General features: G+C 68.1%; 15 protein-coding genes. 11 read left to right on the forward strand and 4 right to left on the reverse strand.

Annotated elements, in window-relative coordinates:
• Position 1: 1 nt before the first annotated feature.
• Complete coding sequence (locus DK26_RS22010; protein WP_066477116.1) at positions 2-1789, forward strand: adenylate/guanylate cyclase domain-containing protein; 1788 nt, start codon at positions 2-4, stop codon at positions 1787-1789.
• Between the two features lie 10 nt (positions 1790-1799).
• Here DK26_RS22010 and DK26_RS22015 read toward each other — a convergent pair whose 3' ends face one another.
• Positions 1800-2309 carry a hypothetical protein gene (locus tag DK26_RS22015; RefSeq protein WP_066477118.1) on the reverse strand — a complete coding sequence of 170 codons (510 nt, stop codon included), beginning with the start codon at positions 2307-2309 and terminating at the stop codon, positions 1800-1802.
• A 111-nt stretch (positions 2310-2420) separates the two neighbouring features.
• On the opposite strand from DK26_RS22015, the gene DK26_RS22020 reads away from it, so the two are divergent.
• The 7 genes from DK26_RS22020 to DK26_RS22050 all read left to right on the forward strand — a co-directional run bounded on the left by DK26_RS22020 (position 2421) and on the right by DK26_RS22050 (position 10002).
• The gene (locus tag DK26_RS22020; protein ID WP_066477120.1) at positions 2421-3086 is read left to right on the forward strand and encodes a hypothetical protein; all 666 of its coding nucleotides are present in this window, start codon (positions 2421-2423) and stop codon (positions 3084-3086) included.
• A complete protein-coding gene (locus DK26_RS22025) occupies positions 3083-4345 on the forward strand; it encodes a glycosyltransferase (RefSeq protein WP_066477122.1) in 1263 nt (420 codons plus the stop codon). Before DK26_RS22020 ends, DK26_RS22025 begins: the two co-directional genes overlap by 4 nt.
• Entirely contained in the window at positions 4342-5493 is a 1152-nt protein-coding gene (locus tag DK26_RS22030) for a glycosyltransferase (protein WP_066477124.1), read from the forward strand. The genes DK26_RS22025 and DK26_RS22030 overlap by 4 nt, the downstream gene beginning before the upstream one ends.
• Positions 5494-5658: 165 nt before the next feature.
• Positions 5659-6654, forward strand: a complete 996-nt coding sequence (cobS, locus tag DK26_RS22035; RefSeq protein ID WP_083533463.1) for a cobaltochelatase subunit CobS — start codon at positions 5659-5661, stop codon at positions 6652-6654.
• Positions 6655-6720: 66 nt separating this feature from the next.
• Entirely contained in the window at positions 6721-7071 is a 351-nt protein-coding gene (locus tag DK26_RS22040) for a GFA family protein (RefSeq protein ID WP_066477126.1), read from the forward strand.
• A 25-nt stretch (positions 7072-7096) separates the two neighbouring features.
• Complete coding sequence (cobT, locus tag DK26_RS22045) at positions 7097-8995, forward strand: cobaltochelatase subunit CobT (RefSeq protein WP_066477129.1); 1899 nt, start codon at positions 7097-7099, stop codon at positions 8993-8995.
• Positions 8992-10002, forward strand: coding sequence for an esterase-like activity of phytase family protein (locus DK26_RS22050; RefSeq protein ID WP_066477134.1), 1011 nt, complete (start codon positions 8992-8994; stop codon positions 10000-10002). Before cobT ends, DK26_RS22050 begins: the two co-directional genes overlap by 4 nt.
• 258 nt (positions 10003-10260) lie before the next feature.
• On the opposite strand, the gene rpmB is transcribed toward DK26_RS22050, so the two are convergent.
• Positions 10261-10548: a 50S ribosomal protein L28 gene (gene rpmB / locus DK26_RS22055; RefSeq protein ID WP_066477137.1), complete on the reverse strand. Its 288-nt coding sequence runs from the start codon at positions 10546-10548 to the stop codon at positions 10261-10263.
• A 257-nt stretch (positions 10549-10805) separates the two neighbouring features.
• Between rpmB and DK26_RS22060 the strand changes: the two genes are divergently transcribed.
• Positions 10806-11633: a DUF3108 domain-containing protein gene (locus tag DK26_RS22060; protein WP_066477139.1), complete on the forward strand. Its 828-nt coding sequence runs from the start codon at positions 10806-10808 to the stop codon at positions 11631-11633.
• Between the two features lie 2 nt (positions 11634-11635).
• On the opposite strand, the gene DK26_RS22065 is transcribed toward DK26_RS22060, so the two are convergent.
• The gene (locus tag DK26_RS22065) at positions 11636-11968 is read right to left on the reverse strand and encodes a hypothetical protein (RefSeq protein WP_066477142.1); all 333 of its coding nucleotides are present in this window, start codon (positions 11966-11968) and stop codon (positions 11636-11638) included.
• Positions 11969-12302: 334 nt separating this feature from the next.
• Entirely contained in the window at positions 12303-13586 is a 1284-nt protein-coding gene (locus tag DK26_RS22070; RefSeq protein WP_157089784.1) for a hypothetical protein, read from the reverse strand.
• Between the two features lie 96 nt (positions 13587-13682).
• Between DK26_RS22070 and DK26_RS22075 the strand changes: the two genes are divergently transcribed.
• Together DK26_RS22075 and DK26_RS22080 are read left to right on the forward strand one after the other, a co-directional pair.
• The gene (locus DK26_RS22075) at positions 13683-14573 is read left to right on the forward strand and encodes an alpha/beta hydrolase (RefSeq protein WP_083533464.1); all 891 of its coding nucleotides are present in this window, start codon (positions 13683-13685) and stop codon (positions 14571-14573) included.
• Between the two features lie 318 nt (positions 14574-14891).
• Positions 14892-18257 carry a helicase-related protein gene (locus tag DK26_RS22080; protein WP_066477697.1) on the forward strand — a complete coding sequence of 1122 codons (3366 nt, stop codon included), beginning with the start codon at positions 14892-14894 and terminating at the stop codon, positions 18255-18257.
• Positions 18258-18268: the final 11 nt, after the last annotated feature.

The raw sequence follows: 18268 nt of genomic DNA on the forward strand, positions 1-18268 counted from the left end.
GATGAGCTCGATCCCGAATTCGGGTCCATCCCTGCCGGGCGGCCGGGCTGGCGCATCCGGCCTCGAGCAGGTCAATTCCTGGAGCCGCGACGTCCGCTTCGCCTCCGGCTGCGTGCTCATGCTCTTCGCGACCACGCATTTCCTCAACCACGCGGTCGGGATCTTCGGCATTCCCGCCATGGAGGCGGTGCAGCTCTGGCGTCACGGCTTCTGGGAAAGCAAGATCGGCTCGGTGCTGCTCTATGGTGCGCTGATCGTCCATCCGGTCTTCGCCCTGCTGCGCGTGGCGCAGCGCCGGACCTTCCGCATGCCGATGCGCGAGGTTCTGCAGATCGCGCTCGGCGTCGCGATCCCGCTGCTGCTGATCGACCATATCGTCGCGACGCGGGTGCAGGGCACCCTGTTCATGCAGGACGAGAGCTACCACGCCGTGCTGCGGCGGCTCTGGCCGAATCTCGCGCTGTCGCAGAGCCTGCTTCTGCTGCTGGTCTGGACGCATGGCGTGATCGGGCTGCACTTCACCTTCCGCTCCCGCGACAGCTATGCGCGCTGGCGCGACCCGTTCCTGCTCGCGGCCATTCTGGTGCCGCTGCTGGCGTTGATCGGCTTCGCAGTCGCAGGCCGCGAGGCGCGGCTCATGGCATTGCCGCCCGAACTGAGCACGGCGCAGCAGGTCGATTCCTTCAACCTGCACGTCACCTGGGCGAAGCGTGCCTTCTTCGGTCTGGTCGGCAGCTTCGTGCTGTTCGTCGCTATCCGTGAGGTGAGGGCGCGGGCGGTCGGTGCGATCACCGTGCGCTTCGTCGGTCATGGCGTGCGCAAGGTCGTGCCCGGCTTCACCCTCCTGGAGATATTCCGGCGCTTCGGCATCCCGCATGCGGCGCTCTGCGGCGGGCGGGCCCGTTGCGCGACCTGCCGCGTGCTGGTGCTGGACGGCGCTGCCGACCTGCCGCCGCCCGGACCCAACGAAGCGAGGCTGCTGCGCCGCATCTCAGCCGGGGAGAATGTCCGTCTCGCCTGCCAGATCCGGCCGAGGCACGATCTCCAGGTCCAGATCCTGCTCGCGGCCAGGCAGCGCGGCGCCGGGCCTTCCGGGGCGCTCGATCCGGCCTCCGGTATCGCCCGGAAGGGACTCACCGTGATGGTCGCGGACTTGCGCGCCTTTACGGCCCTGTCGGAGCGGCAGCTTCCGCAGGAGCTGCTGACCCTGCTCAACCGCTTCTACGACGAGATGTCCCAGGCCATCGCCGCTCATGGCGGCCGCATCGAGGCGATCTATGGCGACGGGCTGATGGCCGTCTTCGGCCTGGAGGCCACGCCCGGCCGGGCTGCGTCCGCCGCGATCGCCGCCGCCGGTGACATGCTGCGGGCGGTCGAGGCCCTCAACCGCGAATATGCGACCGCGCTGCCGTTGCCGCTGCGCATCGGCATCGGCATCCATGGCGGCCAGGCGATCATGGGGGCGGTCGAGAACGAGAGCATGGGGCGCCGCGAGATCACGGTCGGCGAGACCGTGATGATTGCGAGCCAGCTCGAGGCGGCAACGCGCCGGCTGCTCTCCGACATCATCGTCTCGGCCGAGACGGTCGCCGCGACCGGCCGCAGCTTCCCCGGCATGACCTCCTACAAGATCGCGATCAAGGGCCGCGACAAGCCGATGCAGGTCTATGGCTTCGGCGGCGTGCCCGAGAAGGTGGTGCCCGGCAAGCCGGAGGAGAATGCGCCGCGCCAGAAACAGGTCGCCAAGGCTGGATCGGACAAAACCGAGGCCGAGGACAACACCGGTTGACGGTAAGCTCTTAGTCTCTGTCGAATACCAGGAGGCGCCGTCGATCGAAGCCGGCCCCGGCAAGGGCGGGGTCGTTGAGTTTGAGCTCGACATCGATCACGGCCGGCTCGTCGCGGACCGCCAGCAGGGGGCCGATCTGTCCCAGCGCGCGCTCCAGCGTCAGCGCGTAGTCGATCACCAGGACCTCGGCGCGCCGCGCCAGAGCGAGCAGTTCGTCGCCGAGTGCCGGCGCACTGCCATAGGGTTTCAGCGAGAGGCCGAGCAGGACGAGGCCGAGCCGGCCCGCGGAGGGGGCGAGCTCGACCTGCTGCAGCTTCGCGGCGATATGGCGGACGCGGCAGGGCGCGCCGTTCAGGGTCTCGTCGGCGAAGGCCGGGATCTTCGGGTCGACCACGGTGACGGAGGCCGGCCGGTGCGTCAGGAAGCCGGTGATCGGCAGGCCGGCGCCGCCGATCTCGACGACATGCTCGCAGCCGCGCAGCGCGTGGGCGGCCAGGACCTGGCGCAGTTCGGCCGCCATGCCGACAAGATGGGGCAGCCTTATGCCGCTCTCCGCGATGCTGGCCTTTGCCGGCGACTGTGAATATGGTCCGGCCCGTTCCATCCCCTTGGCCCTCTTCCGATCGCCTGCATGACCGCCGCGCAGCCCGCCGACGCTCTCTACGACATCCTGCGCGGGGTCGCAGCCCTGACCGGCAACCCGATTGCCGCCGATCTCGCCCGACTCGTCGGCAAGGGTGCGCCGGACGATCTCTCGATCGCCTTCAACCACAAGCAGATCGCCTCGAAGCGCTGGCTGGTCGACAGCTTGGCCGAGGTGATGCCGCGACCGGACGGCCCTGTCTGGGTGCTCGGTGCCTGGCATGGCGTCCTCGGTGCGATGCTGCTGGCGGACGAGCGGCTGTCGATCCCGCAGGTCGTCAGCCTCGATCTCGACCCGCGCTGCGCCGAGGTCGCCGCTGTCCTGAACCATCGGCATGTTGCGTCCGGGCGCTTCCGGTCGATGACGGCGGACATGAGGGCGCTCGATTTCACCGAGGCCGCGGGCGGAATGCCGGGCCTCGTCGTCAATACTAGCTGCGAGCATCTCGACGACGTGCCGGGCTGGCTGGCAAGCTTGCCGGCGGGGCTGGCGCTGGTGCTGCAATCCAACGACTATTTCCGCGAACCTGACCATCGCAGCTGCGTTCCGTCGCTGGAGGCCTTCAAGGCACAGGCGGGGCTGTCGGAATTGCTGTTCGCCGGGGCGCTGCCGACCAAGAACTACACCCGCTTCATGCTGGTCGGCCGCAAATGAAAGCCGAGGAACCGGCCGGGCCGGCGCTCGTCGTCGCGATGAAGGGGTATCCGCGCCTGTCGGAGACCTTCATCGCGCAGGAACTGCTCGGGCTGCAGCGGCTCGGTCTGCCCTTCGCGATCTGGTCGCTGCGCCATCCGACGGATGCGGCGCGGCACCTGATGCACAAGGAGATCGCGGCGCCGCTGCACTACCTGCCGGAATATCTGCACGACGACTGGCCGCGCGTCTTGCGCGGTCTCGCCCGCGCCTTGTCGCAGCCCGCGACCCTGCGGCTGCTCGGCGTCTTCCTGCGCGACCTTGTCCGCGACCCGACACGCAACCGACTGCGCCGGCTCGGCCAGGCCTGCGTGATGGCGCGTGAGCTCCCTGCCGGCACGCGCCACCTGCATGTCCACTACTTGCACACGCCGGCCTCGGTGATCCGCTATGCGGCGCTCATCCGCGGGCTGTCCTGGTCGTTCTCGGCCCATGCCAAGGACATCTGGACGACGCCCGACTGGGAGAAGCGCGAGAAGATCGCCGATGCCAGCTGGGGCGTGACCTGCACCCGCGACGGCCATGCCGAACTCGCCCGGCTGGCCGACCGAACGGACAAGATCGGCCTGCTCTATCACGGGCTCGATCTCGGCCGCTTCCCGGCGCCGCCGGCGCGGCCGGGGCGCGACGGCAGGGATGCCGGCGATCCCGTGCGTTTCGTCAGCATCGGCAGGGCGGTCGCGAAGAAGGGGTTCGTCGACCTGCTCAATGCGCTTGCAGCCCTGCCGGCCGATCTCAACTGGCGCTTCGTCCATATCGGCGGCGGCGAGATGCTTGGGGCGTTGAAGGCGCAGGCAGAAGCGCTCGGGCTCGCAGGCCGCATCGAGTGGCGCGGCGCGCTCGCCCAGGATGGCGTGATCGCGGCGCTGCGCGATGCCGACTTGTTCGTCTTGCCCTCGAAGCAGGCGGAGAATGGCGACCGCGACGGCCTGCCCAATGTGGTGATGGAGGCGGCGAGCCAGGGCCTGGCAATCGTCGCGACCGATTTCGCGGGGATTCCGGAGTTCATCCGCCATGGCACCGACGGTCTCCTGGTCACGCCCGGCGATGTCGCGGCGCTGACGGCGGCGCTGGCCGCGCTGGCCGGCGACCCCGCCCGTCGCGCGATGATCGGCGCTGCGGCCCATGCGCGGCTGCACAGCGATTTCTCGGCGCAGGCGGGGCTGGCGCGCATCCACGCAGCCCTGCTGTCGGAGGTCGAGCGCAGGTCGGCGTCATGAGCGGGCAGATCCCGAGCGGAGATGTCCTGATCGCGGTGACGCATCTGCTCGGGGTCGGCCATCTCGTCCGGGCCCGGCATCTGGCGGCGGCGCTGGCGCAGGCCGGCTACGCGGTGACGCTCGCCAGCGGCGGCATGCCGGACGGCAAGGCGGCGAGCGGTTATCGCTTCGTGCAATTGCCGCCGGTGCGGGTCGAGGGCACGGATTTCCGCAATCTGCTCGACGAGGCGGGACATCCGGCCGCGCCCGAGCGCCTGTCGGCGCGCGCGGCCGGGCTGGTCGCACTGGCGCGGGAGCTGCGGCCGGATGTCGTCGTCACCGAGCATTTTCCCTTCGGCCGGCGCCAGCTTGCCGGGGAGTTCCTGGCCTTGATCGAGGCGGTGCGCGAGGCGCGGCCGCAGGCGCTCGTCCTTTCTTCGATCCGCGATGTCCTGGTCGCGCCGCAGCGCGCCGACCGTCTCGCGGAGGCGGAGCGACGCATCGTTGCGCTGTTCGACGGGGTGCTGGTCCATGGCGATCGCGGCTTCCTGCCGCTCGAAGCCTCCTGGCCGGTGACCCCGGTGATCGCCGAAAGGCTGCACTACACCGGCTATCTCGCGACGCCTGCGGCCTCGACGTCCGAGCAGGAGGAAAGCGGCGAGATACTCGTCTCCGGCGGCGGCTCCGCCGCGGCGCTGCCGCTGTTCCGGCTTGCCGTGGCGACCGCCGGGCTGCTGCCGCGGCGCGACTTCCGCGTCCTCGTCGGAAAAGCCGTGCCGGAACCCGAGTTTGCCGGCCTGATGCGGCATGCGCCGGGCAATGTCGTGGTCGAACGAGCGCGGCCGGACTTTCCGGCCCTGCTGGGCCGCTGCGCGCTCAGCCTCAGCCTTGCCGGCTACAATACGGTGCTCGATCTCGTGCAGGCGCGTCGGCCGGCTCTGGTCGCGCCTTTCGATGCCGGCAATGAGACCGAGCAGGCGATCCGCGCCGCGGCGCTGGAGCGGGCAGGGCTGGCGCGCGTGATCCGCCCCGAAGCCGGCCCGGAGGCGCTGGCTGCCGCAATCGCCGGGGCTCTGGAGGCGGGCCCGCCGGCGCCGCTGCCGGTTGCGCTCGACGGGGCGGCTGGCACGGTCGCAGCGATTGCCCGGCTTTGCGCCCGCAGGCCCTGATCCGTGCGCGCATGCGCTGCGACAAAGCGCCGGCATGCCTCCCACGAATACCTCATGCGAATTGCCGCTACGGCGCTTTCGCTCTAATGAGGTTGCACACGCCTCCCTTTCGGTCGGCTCCAGGACACCGGGTGTTCGCCGGGCCTGTCCTGCGCCCGGAGAAGAATGATGACAGCAGCGACTACCGCCGCCCCCGGCATGCCGGACATGAAACTGTCGGTTCGTCAGGTCTTCGGCATCGATAGCGACCTGGAAGTGCCCGCCTATTCCAAGGCCGAGGCGCATGTTCCGGACCTCGATCAGGACTACCGTTTCGATCGTGACACCACGATCGCGATCCTCGCCGGCTTCGCGCATAACCGCCGCGTGATGATCTCGGGCTATCACGGCACCGGCAAGTCGACCCATATCGAACAGGTCGCGGCCCGGCTGAACTGGCCCTGCGTGCGCGTCAACCTCGACAGCCATGTCTCCCGCCTCGATCTCGTCGGTAAGGACGCGATCGTGCTGAAGGAAGGCAAGCAGATCACCGAGTTCCAGGACGGCATCCTGCCCTGGGCGCTGCAGAACAACATCGCGTTGGTCTTCGACGAGTACGATGCCGGCCGCCCGGATGTGATGTTCGTGATCCAGCGCGTGCTGGAACAGTCGGGCAAGCTGACACTGCTCGACCAGAAGCGCGTCATCCGCCCGCACCCCGCCTTCCGGCTGTTCGCGACCGCGAACACTGTCGGTCTCGGCGACACGTCGGGCCTCTATCACGGCACCCAGCAGATCAACCAGGGCCAGATGGACCGCTGGTCGATCGTCACCACCCTGAACTACCTGCCGCATGACAACGAGGTCGCGATCGTCCTCGCCAAGTCGAAGCACTATCAGGCTTCGCCCGAGGGCAAGGATATCGTCAACAAGATGGTGCGCGTCGCGGATCTCACCCGCAATGCCTTCATGAACGGCGACCTCTCGACCGTGATGAGCCCGCGTACGGTGATCACCTGGGCCGAGAACGCCGCGATCTTCGGCGGCGATGTCGGCTTCGCCTTCCGCGTCACCTTCCTCAACAAGTGTGACGAGATGGAGCGGACGCTGGTGGCCGAGTTCTTCCAGCGTTCCTTCGGCAAGGATCTGCCCGAGAGCGCCGTCAACGTCGTCTTGAGCTAGGCGAGGGGCAATCGGGGCCGCCGCCGCGATTCCGCGGCGGGGCAGGCTCAACCGGGGAGGCAGGTGATGGCGCGTTACGAAGGCAGTTGCCATTGTGGACGGGTCGCCTACGAGGTCGAGGCCGATCTCGGGCAGACGATCACCTGTAACTGCTCCTATTGCCAGCGCCGGGGCTCGGTGCTGGCCTTCACGCCGGCGCAGAACTTCACCCTGACGAAGGGCGAGGACGCGCTGACCGAGTACCGCTTCAACACGCAGAAGATCCAGCATCTGTTCTGCGAGAGCTGCGGCATCGAATCCTTCGCGCGCGGCGAAACGCCGGACGGCTCGCAGATGGTCGCGATCAACGCCCGCTGCCTTGCCGGCGTCGAGCCGGGCGAGCTCAACAGCACCGCCTATGACGGGCGCTCGCGCTGAACCCAGCCAGGGAGACCGCAAGGCCTTGTCCATCTCCAACCGCAAGCCCGGCACGCCCAAGGAAGCGCCCGCCGAACCGCTGAAGCGCGCCGTCTCCGGCGCGATGAAGGCGATTGCGCGCAAGCCGGAGATGGAAATCGTCTTCGCTGCCGACAAGCCTTCCCTGGTCGGCGAGCGCGCCCGCCTGCCGGAGCCGCCGCGCAAGCTGACGGCGCAGGATGTCGCGATCCTGCGCGGCCATGCCGATTCGATGGCACTGCGCCTCGCCTGCCATGATGCCTCGATCCACCGCCGCGCTGCGCCCGAAGGTGATGCTGCGCGCGCGGTGTTCGATGCGGTCGAGCAGGCGCGCGTCGAGTCGCTGGGCTCGCGCCGGATGGCCGGCATGGCCGGCAATATCGGCGCCATGCTCGAGGATCGCTATCACCGCGGCGGGCGCTATGAGGAGATCACCGACCGGGCCGACGCGCCGCTCGAGGATGCGCTGGCGCTGATGGTGCGCGAACGCCTGACGGGCCTGAAGCCGCCCAAGGCGGCGCAGAAGCTGGTCGAGCTCTGGCGCGAGGATGTCGAGAGCAAGGCCGGGGCCGATCTCGACCGGCTCGCCAAATCGGTCGAGGACCAGCGCGCCTTCGCCCGCACCGTCCGCGACATGCTGGCCTCGCTCGAAATGGCCGAGCAGACCAGCCAGGGCCAGGATGACGAGGAGGACGAGGACGAGAACGACCAGTCCTCAGAGGATCAGGATCAGCAGGAAGGCGAGGCCGAGCAGGAGAGCCAGGGCGAGCGTTCCGAGACCGAAGTCAGCGAGGACGCCGCCGAGGAAATGCAGGAGGGGGCTTCTGAAGCCGCCGACGCGCCGGCCGGCGATTGGGACGACGAAGATGACAGCTCCGAGGCCGAGGAGGCCGGCGAGGCGCCGCGCCCGCGCGACAGTCGCGCCAATGACCGGCCGCAGACCGACTACAAGGCCTATACGGTCAAGTTCGACGAGACGGTCACTGCCGAGGAGCTCTGCGACGCCGAGGAGCTGACGCGCCTTCGCGCCTATCTCGACAAGCAGCTGGCGCATCTTCAGGGTGTCGTCGCGCGCCTCGCGAACCGCTTGCAGCGGCGCCTGATGGCGCAGCAGAACCGCTCCTGGCAGTTCGACCTGGAAGAGGGTGCGCTCGATCCGTCGCGCCTGCCGCGGATCATCATCGACCCGTTCCAGCCGCTCTCCTTCCGGCAGGAATCGGACACGAACTTCCGCGACACGGTGGTGACGCTGCTGATCGACAATTCCGGCTCGATGCGCGGCCGGCCGATCACGGTCGCGGCGACCTGCGCCGACATCCTGGCACGGACGCTGGAGCGCTGCGGCGTCAAGGTCGAGCTGCTCGGCTTCACCACGCGGGCCTGGAAGGGCGGGCTCTCGCGCGAGACCTGGCTGCAATCGGGCAAGCCGGCCAATCCCGGCCGCCTCAACGATCTCCGGCACATCATCTACAAGGCGGCGGATGCCCCCTGGCGCCGGGCGCGCAAGAATCTCGGGCTGATGATGCGCGAGGGGTTGCTCAAGGAGAACATCGACGGCGAGGCGCTGGACTGGGCTCATAAGCGCCTGCTGGCGAGGCCCGAGCAGCGCAAGATTCTGATGGTGATCTCGGACGGCGCGCCGGTCGACGATTCCACGCTCTCGGTCAATGCCGGCAGCTATCTCGAGCGGCATCTGCGCCATGTCATCGCCGAGATCGAGACACGCTCGCCGGTCGAGCTGATCGCGATCGGCATCGGCCACGACGTCACCCGCTACTACCGCCGCGCCGTCACCATCGTTGATGCGGAGGAGCTCGGCGGGGTGATGACCGAGAAGCTGGCCGAGCTGTTCGAAGAGGATGCCGGCGCCGCCTCGGGCGGACGCGTCTCGCGCCGCCTGCAATGACGCAGAGCAGGCGGGCTTTCGTCGCCGGCCTCGGCGCGGCGGCGCTGGTGCCGCCCGCGCGCGCTGAGACGATCGAGCCCGGCCGCTCGCCAGTCAGCGTTTCCGCTCGGCCGATTACGGCTTTCGAGCCGGCCAATCCCGGCAAGACCCGCTTCGGCCAGCTCGTCTTCCGCAGCGGGCTCGTGCTCACCGGCAGCCATCCGCGCTTCGGCGGCTTTTCCGGGCTCTGGCGCTCGCCTGACGGCTCTCAGCTGGTGGCGGTGAGCGACAAGGCTTCCTGGCTGACGGGACGGCTCGTGCGGCGCGACGGTCGCCTCGCCGGACTGGAGCAGGCCGAGATCGCGCCGGTGCTCGGTGTCTCCGGCCGACCGCTCTCCCGCTCGCGCTACTACGATACCGAGGCGTTGGCGATCCAGGACGGCGTCGCCTATCTCGCCGTCGAACGCACGCATGACATCCTGCGCTTCGACTGGGGACGGCACGGCGTCCAGGCACGGGCGCGGATCGTGTCGGTTCCGGCAAGCGTCAAGCGCCTGCCGAGCAATCGCGGGCTGGAGGCGCTCGGCGTCGTCCCGGCCGGCCAGCCGCTGGCGGGCGCGCTCGTTGCGATCTCGGAACGCTCCGGCTCGGAGGACGAGCCGACCACCGGCTTCATCATCGGCGGGCGCCAGCCGGGCAGTTTCCAGGTCGTGCGCCGCAACGGCTACGACATCACCGATCTCGCCTTCCTGCCCGGCGGCGACATGCTGCTGCTGGAGCGCTGGTACCGGCCGCTGCGCGGCGTCGGCATGCGCATCCGCCGAATCGCCGGCAATGCGCTGCGGCCGGGCGCGCGACTCGATGGGCCGATCCTGATCGAGGCCGATCTCGGCCAGGAGATCGATAACATGGAGGGGATGGCCGTCCACCTGGAGAACGGGCGGACCATCATCACCCTGATCTCGGACGATAATTTCTCGACCTTTCTGCAGCGGACGGTGCTGCTGGAGTTCGAGCTGGCGCAATAGCAGCGCGCGTTTAGCGGATACTCAGCGTGCCGCCACTTGCCTTCTCCCCTTGCGGGAGAAGGTGGCCCGAAGGGCCGGATGAGGGCGCGCTCTGGTCTCTAGATCTTGGAGGAATCCGGCCAGCGATCGATGTCGCGTGACCCCTCTTCTCATCCCTCTCCCGCAAAGGGAGAGGGGGCAGGTCGTGCAAACGAAAAAAGCGGCCTTGCGGCCGCTTCATTCAAACGCGCGGGAAGACCCGCGCGAAGAAAAGCCCGCTCAGTTGGCGGCGAGCTTCTTCTCGATGTCACGCTTCAGGGCGAGCGCGCCGGTCGAGAGCTCGCCGGCCGGGGCCTTGACGAGGAAGGCGTCGAGACCGCCACGATGATCGACCGTACGCAGGGCGTTGGCCGAAACACGCAGGCGGACCGAGCGGCCGAGCGCGTCGGACTGCAGGGTGACGTTGACGAGGTTCGGCCGGAAGACCGTCTTGGTCTTGCGGTTCGAGTGGCTGACAAGGTGGCCGGTCAGGGTGGCTTTCCCGGTCAGTTCGCAACGGCGGGCCATGATATCGTTCCCAAAGTTTCCGGGGTGCCAAAACAAAACGCCGACACGCGACGTGCCGGCAGGCGAGCACCGGAAGTCAAATTGAAGTGGCGGGTCTATAGCCAAGCCCCGGACCTGCGTCAAGGCGATCTGTCGATCGGCGCGACGGAAACATCTCGGTAACCTCCTCTCGTCAGACTCCGTTAATCAGGTCACGATTCGGACCGATTCGCAGTGCAAGCGAGCTGTCGAACGGTCGCGCCGCCCGGAGCATCGAGATGAAGCCCGCCCTCACGCCGTCCCTGCCCGGGCTTTCCCTGGCAGCTATGTTGCTTGCGGGCGTGGTTCCTGCCGGCGCGGCCTCGCTCGACGCAGCCTATGACGTATCCCTGCTCGGCATGACTTTTGGCAAGGCCAGCCTCAGCGGCGACATCGAGGGCAGCCGTTACAAGCTCGACGTCCAGGCCAAGCTGACGGGGCTCGTCGGCGGCTTCACCGGCGGGCGCGGTTCGGGCGTTGCCACCGGCAACCTCAATTCAGGCCGGCTTGCGCCGGCGACCTTCGCGATTTCCTCGGCGAGCTCGAGCGAGAGCCGCACCGTGCGCATGGCGCTCGATGGCAACGCCGTGCGCGCGGTCGAGATCGAGCCGCCGATCGATGCCAAGCCGGACCGGGTGCCGATCAGCGACGCCCATCGCCGCAATGTCATGGACCCGATCAGCGCCTTCCTGATGCCGGTCGAAGGCGGGCGGAACTCGGGCGCCGCGGCCTGCAACCGGACCTTGCCGATCTTCGACGGCGCCGCGCGCTACGACATCAAGCTGAGCTATGCCGGCACCCGCGAGGTCAAGCTCGATGGCTATAGCGGCCCGGTTTCGATCTGCCAGGCGCGCTACGTGCCGATCTCCGGCCACCGGGCGCTGCGGCCGAGCACGAAGTTCATGGCCGAGAACAAGGAGATCTCGACCTGGCTCGCCCCGATCGCCGGCACTGGCATGATGCTGCCGGTGCGGATCTCGGTGAAGACGATGATCGGCACCGCGGTGATCGAGGCCTCGCGCTTCAAGGTCGATCCGGGCGTCACGGCGGCGACCTCGCGCAACTGAGGTCAGGCGCCCGCGGCGCGTTCGAGCGGGAAGGGCGTCGATTCGTAGATCGCTTCGAGACCCAGATTGCCGATCAGCTCGCGCTCCCATTCGTGCAGGAGCGCGATCAGCGCCGGTCTGTCGCCGGCATCGAGCAAGGGGCCGGCGCGGTCGGTGGTCCTGCGCCAGATCCGCCCCCAGTAGGATTCCGGGTCGCGGGCGCAGCGCTCATGCAGCGCGCGGCATTTCATCCGGGCGGTGTCGAGATCGCCGCGGGCGATGTCGAGACGGATGTCGGTGTCCTCGTGATCGGCCAGGCGCCTTGTTGAAAATTCCGGCTCCGAGACATGGTGCACGAAATTATCTATTGTTTGTGTGGCCTGCATCCGTAGCAAAATCTCAACATTGACGCGGGCGACGAAGATTTCGTGAACGCCGGGGTCGACCAGCGCCAGGGTTGATGAGGCGCTTGCCAGAATGTCACATACCACCAGGTCGTGAAGCTATCGGCGAAGGCCGGGCAGCAGTGCCATGTTACCTCGAAATGGTCAGCTTCGGATGTTCGCCAAATAGCAAGCTGATTGATCGTGTGCTTGACAGGGCGCAACGTAAGCGCTTCGGCTTTTTGTACCAAGGCGCCGTTTGGTGAGATCAGAGGGGCGACGAGCTTGTTGATCTGGCGGATCGTTGTCATCGCTTTGGCCTGACCTCTGTTACGATGATGCGGCGCACAGCAGGAAAGCGCTTGTAAACGGTCCTTGCAATCTCAGCCGCGCGTCCGGGAGAGAGACCAGTTTTACCGGTTTTGATGTCGTAGACGCATACGATGCCGTCGTTGCGCTGCTCGTAGACGTCGATGCGAAGGGAGTTCGGCGACCCGTAAGGGACCCGGTTATCGCGACCTTCATAGTAACTTTTGAGAAATGAACGCTCTGCGCGGAAGGATGGGTCGCCCAGATTCTCGACCTGATGTTTCAGGTTCGAATGAACAGCAGTGCCGAACTCCGCGGCTGAACGATAGCTGCTTCGAGGCCCGACCGCATCGACGGCTGCGTCGGTGCGGCTGCGAACTTCGGGGAAGCGCGGGCAGGCGCGATCGACCTCATCCTCACGGAGTTGGCCGACGAAGCTCAGATCGATCGCATCGGCGCTCGGCGCATAGTCCCCGGCGTTGAAGCTGGCGACCGCCTGCAGCCCGTCGAGCTTGTTGCGGGCCGAGAGCCAGTTGAACAGGGTCAGGGCGGAGGTGATCGTGGTTTCGGCGAGGGGCGGCCGGCCAGGGCGCGATGGTGTCCGCGCCTGCTGAACCCTCGCTTCCTGCTCCGGCCCGCGCTCGGCCCAGGTCGAGCGCGACACGACGTCGCCATACGGGCCGCCGTCCCGGATCGTCTGGGTGCGGCCCGAGGTCTCGAAGGTGGTCTTGCCGCCCTCGGGCAAAGTGACGGTGTGACGCTCGTCCCAGTCGCTGCCGGGCTCGGCGAATTCGGATCTGATGGTCGAGCCGTCGCGGTTGACGATGGCGCGTTCGGCGAGCGTATCGTCTGCGCGCGTCGCCTCCTGATAAAAAGCCCAGCTCTCCTCGCCGCTCGTGTCGGCGACGACATCGCCGAAGTTCAATGCGGCCGAGAAGGCGCTGCCGAGATCGCCCAGAAAATCGGTTCCGCTTAGCGTCGGATCGCCACCGCCTCCGCCGCTGGTCCATTGCCCTCCATCGGCGTTGCCAGCCGGCACGCGTGGCTGGTCGGGATTGTATTTGCGGGCGAGTTCTTGGCGGAGCAGCCAAGTCTGCGCCTTCAGCGAGACGAGCCCGCGGCGCAGCAGAATGATCTCGCGCCAGCGTGTGCTGTCGTTGGCGGACCGATTGGGTAGACCCTGCATGGCGTGCTCCCTGCTGTGGAGCGCGTCATTCTGGGGTCGCCGAAAGCGCCGGGGATAAGTTTCCCGTCCACCTACTCCGGCACTGTCCTCGCCCACTCTCCTCCCAGCGCATGAAGGCGTTGCCGTTCGACGGATTGCCGCAGCGGCTGCGGGAGGGCTAGCCTTTCGCCACGATTCGACCCTGGAGCCGACATGCCCGGCGATTTTTCACTGCCGCCAGGATTGCGACGCCGCGACGTGGTGGTGCGCGATACCGTGCTGCATGTCGCCGAGATCGGCGACGGGCCGGCGGTGCTCTTGCTGCATGGCTGGCCGGAATTCTGGATGACCTGGCTGCCGCTGATGAACCGCCTGCATGGCGAGTTCCGCCTGATCGCGCCCGATCTGCGCGGCTTCGGCGACAGCGCCAAATCGCCTGCGCCGCGCAGCGATGTCGGCGCCAACAGCCATGCCGACGACATTGCAGCCCTGCTCGAAGTGCTCGGGACCGGGCCGGTCGGCGTCGTCGGCCACGATGTCGGCGCCTATGTCGCGCAGGGGCTGGCGCGGCGCCACCCGCAGCGGGTCGAGAAACTCCTGTTCTTCAACTGCCCGACGCCGAGCGTCGGCTCGGCCTGGGTGCGCGACGGCCATGTCAACGAGATCTGGTACCAGTCCTTCCAGCAATTGCCGCTGGCCGAGCAGCTGATCGGCTCCAGCCGCGAGGCCTGCGCGCTCTATCTCGGGCATTTCCTGACGCATTGGTGCCATCGCAAGGATGCCTTCGCGCCGGTCTTCGACCGCTGGGTCGAAAATTTCCTGAAGCCGGGCAATCTGCGCGGCGGCTTCGACTGGTATCGCAGCCAGAATGCCGCACGGATCGCGGCGATCGACGGTCATCCGACGCCTTCCGTCTCGATCCACCAGCCGACGCGGGTGCATTGGGGCCGGCACGATCCGGTCCTGAAGGCCGAATGGAGCGCCTTCCTGTCCTATTATTTCGACGACGTCGAAGTGACTTATTGCGAGGACGCCGGCCATTTCGTCCATGTCGAGGCGCCTGACGAGGCGGCCGAGGTGTTCGCCGAAGTCTTCGCCGTTTGAACTGACGGGATGCGCGACTATTTTCGTTTTTGCCTCTCGCCTTCCCTCGCGGGAGGCCTACATGAGCGAAAGCGGCCCTCGCGCGCGCAAGTCGGCGAAGGATGGATAATGAGGGCGATTCAAAATCTTGTGGTTTTTGAATCGCTTGCCGCGACATCTCGCCGTGAACGAAACCTGATTCTGCGGGAGTCAGCGATTCGGCCTCGCTTCGTTCCGGACTCGTTCTGTTCCCGGCCCGGGTTGCCCTTGGGGCGCCCGAACCGGTAGGGCTCGCCCGGTGTTTCGCCGCGCAGGCTGCAGGAAAGCTCCAGCGTCTTGATCCAACCCCGCTCCCTTCCGCCTTCGCTCCGCGCACGCGGCGTCACGGCGGTGCTCGGCCCGACAAATACGGGCAAGACCCATCTCGCCATCGAGCGGATGATCGCGCATCCCACGGGGATGATCGGCCTGCCGCTGCGCCTCTTGGCGCGCGAGGTCTACCAGCGCGTCGTCGAGAAGGTCGGCCCTGAAGCGGTGGCGCTCGTCACCGGCGAGGAGAAGATCAAGCCGGAGCGGCCGCGCTTCTGGGTCTGCACGGTCGAGGCGATGCCGCGCGACCTCGCCGTCGACTTCGTCGCGGTCGACGAGATCCAGCTCGCCGCCGATCTCGACCGCGGCCATGTCTTCTCCGACCGGCTGCTGAATCATCGCGGCCGGGCCGAGACGATGCTGATCGGCGCCGGCACGATGCGGCCTCTGATCGAGCACCTGATCCCCGGCGCCAATGTGGTGACGCGGCCGCGCCTCTCGAACCTCGCCTTCGCCGGCGACCGCAAGATCACCCGCCTGCCGCGCCGCTCCGCGATCGTCGCCTTCTCGGCCGAGGAGGTCTACGCCATCGCCGAGCTGATCCGGCGGCAAAAGGGCGGGGCGGCGGTGGTGCTGGGCGCGCTCTCGCCGCGTACGCGCAATGCCCAGGTCGAGATCTACCAGTCCGGCGACGTCGACTATCTCGTCGCCACCGACGCGATCGGCATGGGGCTCAACCTCGATGTCGACCACATCGCCTTCGCCGGCGACAGCAAGTTCGATGGCCATCATTTCCGCAAGCTGCATCCGGCCGAGTTCGGCCAGATCGCCGGCCGGGCCGGTCGCCATCTGCGCGACGGCACTTTCGGCACCACCGGACGGGCGCCGCCCTTCGACGCCGAACTGGTCGACGCTATCGAGAATCATCGGTTCGAGCCGATCCGCCAGCTGCAATGGCGCAATTCTGATCTCGACCTGCGCTCGATCCAGGGGCTGCTCGACAGCCTCAATCAGCAGCCGCAGGAACAGGGAATGACCCGCGCGCTGATCGCCGAGGACATGACCACGCTCGAAATCCTGGCGCGCGACCACGACGTCGCAAGGCTTGCGCAGGGCAAGCCGGCGGTCGCAAGGCTCTGGGAGGTCTGCGGTCTGCCGGATTATCGCAAGATCGCGCCGATGCAGCATGCCGATCTTGCGACAATGCTGTATCTTCGGCTGATGCGGCATGGCCGGCTCGACCCGGACTGGTACCGGGGGCAGCTCAATGTGCTCGACCGCACAGATGGCGAGATCGACACGCTGTCGGCGCGCATCGCGCAGGTCCGGACATGGACCTTCGTTGCGAACCGTCCCGACTGGTTGCCTGATCCAGAGCATTGGCAGGGGGTTGCGCGTCTTGTAGAGGACAAACTGTCGGACGCTTTGCACGAAAGGCTCGCCAGCCGTTTCGTCGATCGGCGCACGAGCGTATTGATGCGTCGCCTGCGGGAGAATGCGATGTTGGAAGCTGAGGTCACTGCGGCGGGCGACGTGCTCGTCGAGGGCCAGCATGTCGGGTTGCTGCAAGGTTTCCGCTTCACGGCGGATCCCAAGGCTGGTGGCCCCGAAGCCAAGGCGCTGAATGCCGCCGCGATGAAGGCGCTCGCCAGCGAGATGGAGGCGCGCGCCTCGCGCGTCGTGCTCGCCGGCGACGAGGCCTTCGTCCTGTCGCATGATGGTTTCGTCCGCTGGATCGGCGAGCCGGTGGCGCGCCTCGTCGCCGGCGAGAAGGTGCTGGAGCCGCGCCTGCGCCTGCTGGTCGAGGAACACCTGACCGGGCCCGCGCGCGAGCAGGTTGAGAACCGGCTGACGCTCTGGCTGAAGAATCACATCACCAAGCTGCTCGGGCCGCTGCAGGTCCTGGAGGAGGCTGCGAGCCTGACGGGCATCGCCCGCGGCATCGCCTTCCAGGCGGGCGAGGCACTGGGCGTGCTCGAGCGTGCCAAGGTTGGCGAGGAGATGAAGACCCTCGACCAGGAGGGGCGGGCGGGCCTGCGCCAGCTCGGCATGCGCTTCGGCGCCTTCCATCTCTACGTTCCCGCCCTGCTGAAGCCGGCGCCGCGGGCGCTCGCCGCCCAGCTCTGGACGCTGAAGCATGGCGGCCCGGAGCAGGGCGGGCTCGATGACATCGCTCATCTCGCCTCCTCTGGCCGGACCTCGTTCCCTGCCAACAAGGACGTGCCGAAGGGGCTCTATCGCGCCGCCGGCTATCGCGTCTGCGGCGAGCGGGCGGTGCGCGTCGACATCCTCGAGCGCCTGGCCGATCTGATTCGCCCGGCGATCGCCTATCGCCCCGGCGTCACGCTCGGCCAGCCGCCGGTAGGTGCCGCTGACCAGGACGGCTTCGTCGCCACGGGCGCGATGACTTCGCTCGTCGGCTGCGCCGGCGAGGATTTCGCCTCGATTCTGCGCTCGCTCGGTTATGTCTCGGTGAAGCGCCCGGGGCCGGCGATCACCGTGCCGCTCGCGGCGACGCCAGAGCCGATCGTGGCTGCGCCCGCGATCGAAACCGCGCCTGCGGACGAGGGGGACGCTCCTGCCGAGACCGCCGCGACCGACAATGTCGACGCCTTGAATGCCGAAGTCCCGGCCGAGGCTTCGGCTTCCGAGAGCGAGACGCCCGAAGCCGCGCCGAGCGAAACACCCGATGCGCCCGTGCTCACCGAAGCCGAGCTTGCGACTGTGCCGGATGAGGCCGCCGTGGTCGCCGCCGAGGCCGAACCGACGGTCGTATCCGAGCCGGTTCCGGCGGATGCGATGTCGTCCCTCGCCGAGCCGGTGGTCGAAGCCGCCGCTGTCGAGACCACCGTCTCCGTCGAAGAGCCGGCCAAGCCGGCCGAGCCGGAGCTGATCGAGGTCTGGCGCCCGCATCGCCATCAGGGCGGAAGGCGGCCGGAGCAGGGCGCGCGCGGCGGGCGTCGTCCCGACCGTCGCCCCGGCCATCAGGGCGAAGCCGCGCCGGCCGGAGAGGCTGGCGGCGGGGCGCGCCCGGAAGGTGGTCAGCGCCCGAATCGCAATCGCTGGCGCGAAGGCGGCTGGAACGGCCAGCGTCCGGCGGCTGGCGGGCAGGCTCCCGCTGCGGAGGCCGGCGGTGGCGCGCCGGAGCGGCAGGGACGCGGTGGCCGGCCTGAAGGCGGCAACCGGCCCGAGCGCGGCCCGCGGCCGGAGTTCCGGCGCAATGAAGGCAGGCCCGGTGGCGGCCCGCGTCGCGACGAGCGTGGCGGCAAGGAACAGCGCTTCCAGGCCCCGGCCAAGCCGCGGCCGGCCGAGCGCCAGCCGGATCCGGATTCGCCTTTCGCCAAGCTGCTCGCCCTGAAGGCGCAGCTCGAAGGCGGCGACGGGCGCAAGGGCTGAGGCGTCAGGCA

It is taken from the genome of Allobosea sp. WAO, assembly GCF_001509835.1.
In the GTDB taxonomy this organism is placed as follows: domain Bacteria; phylum Pseudomonadota; class Alphaproteobacteria; order Rhizobiales; family Beijerinckiaceae; genus Allobosea.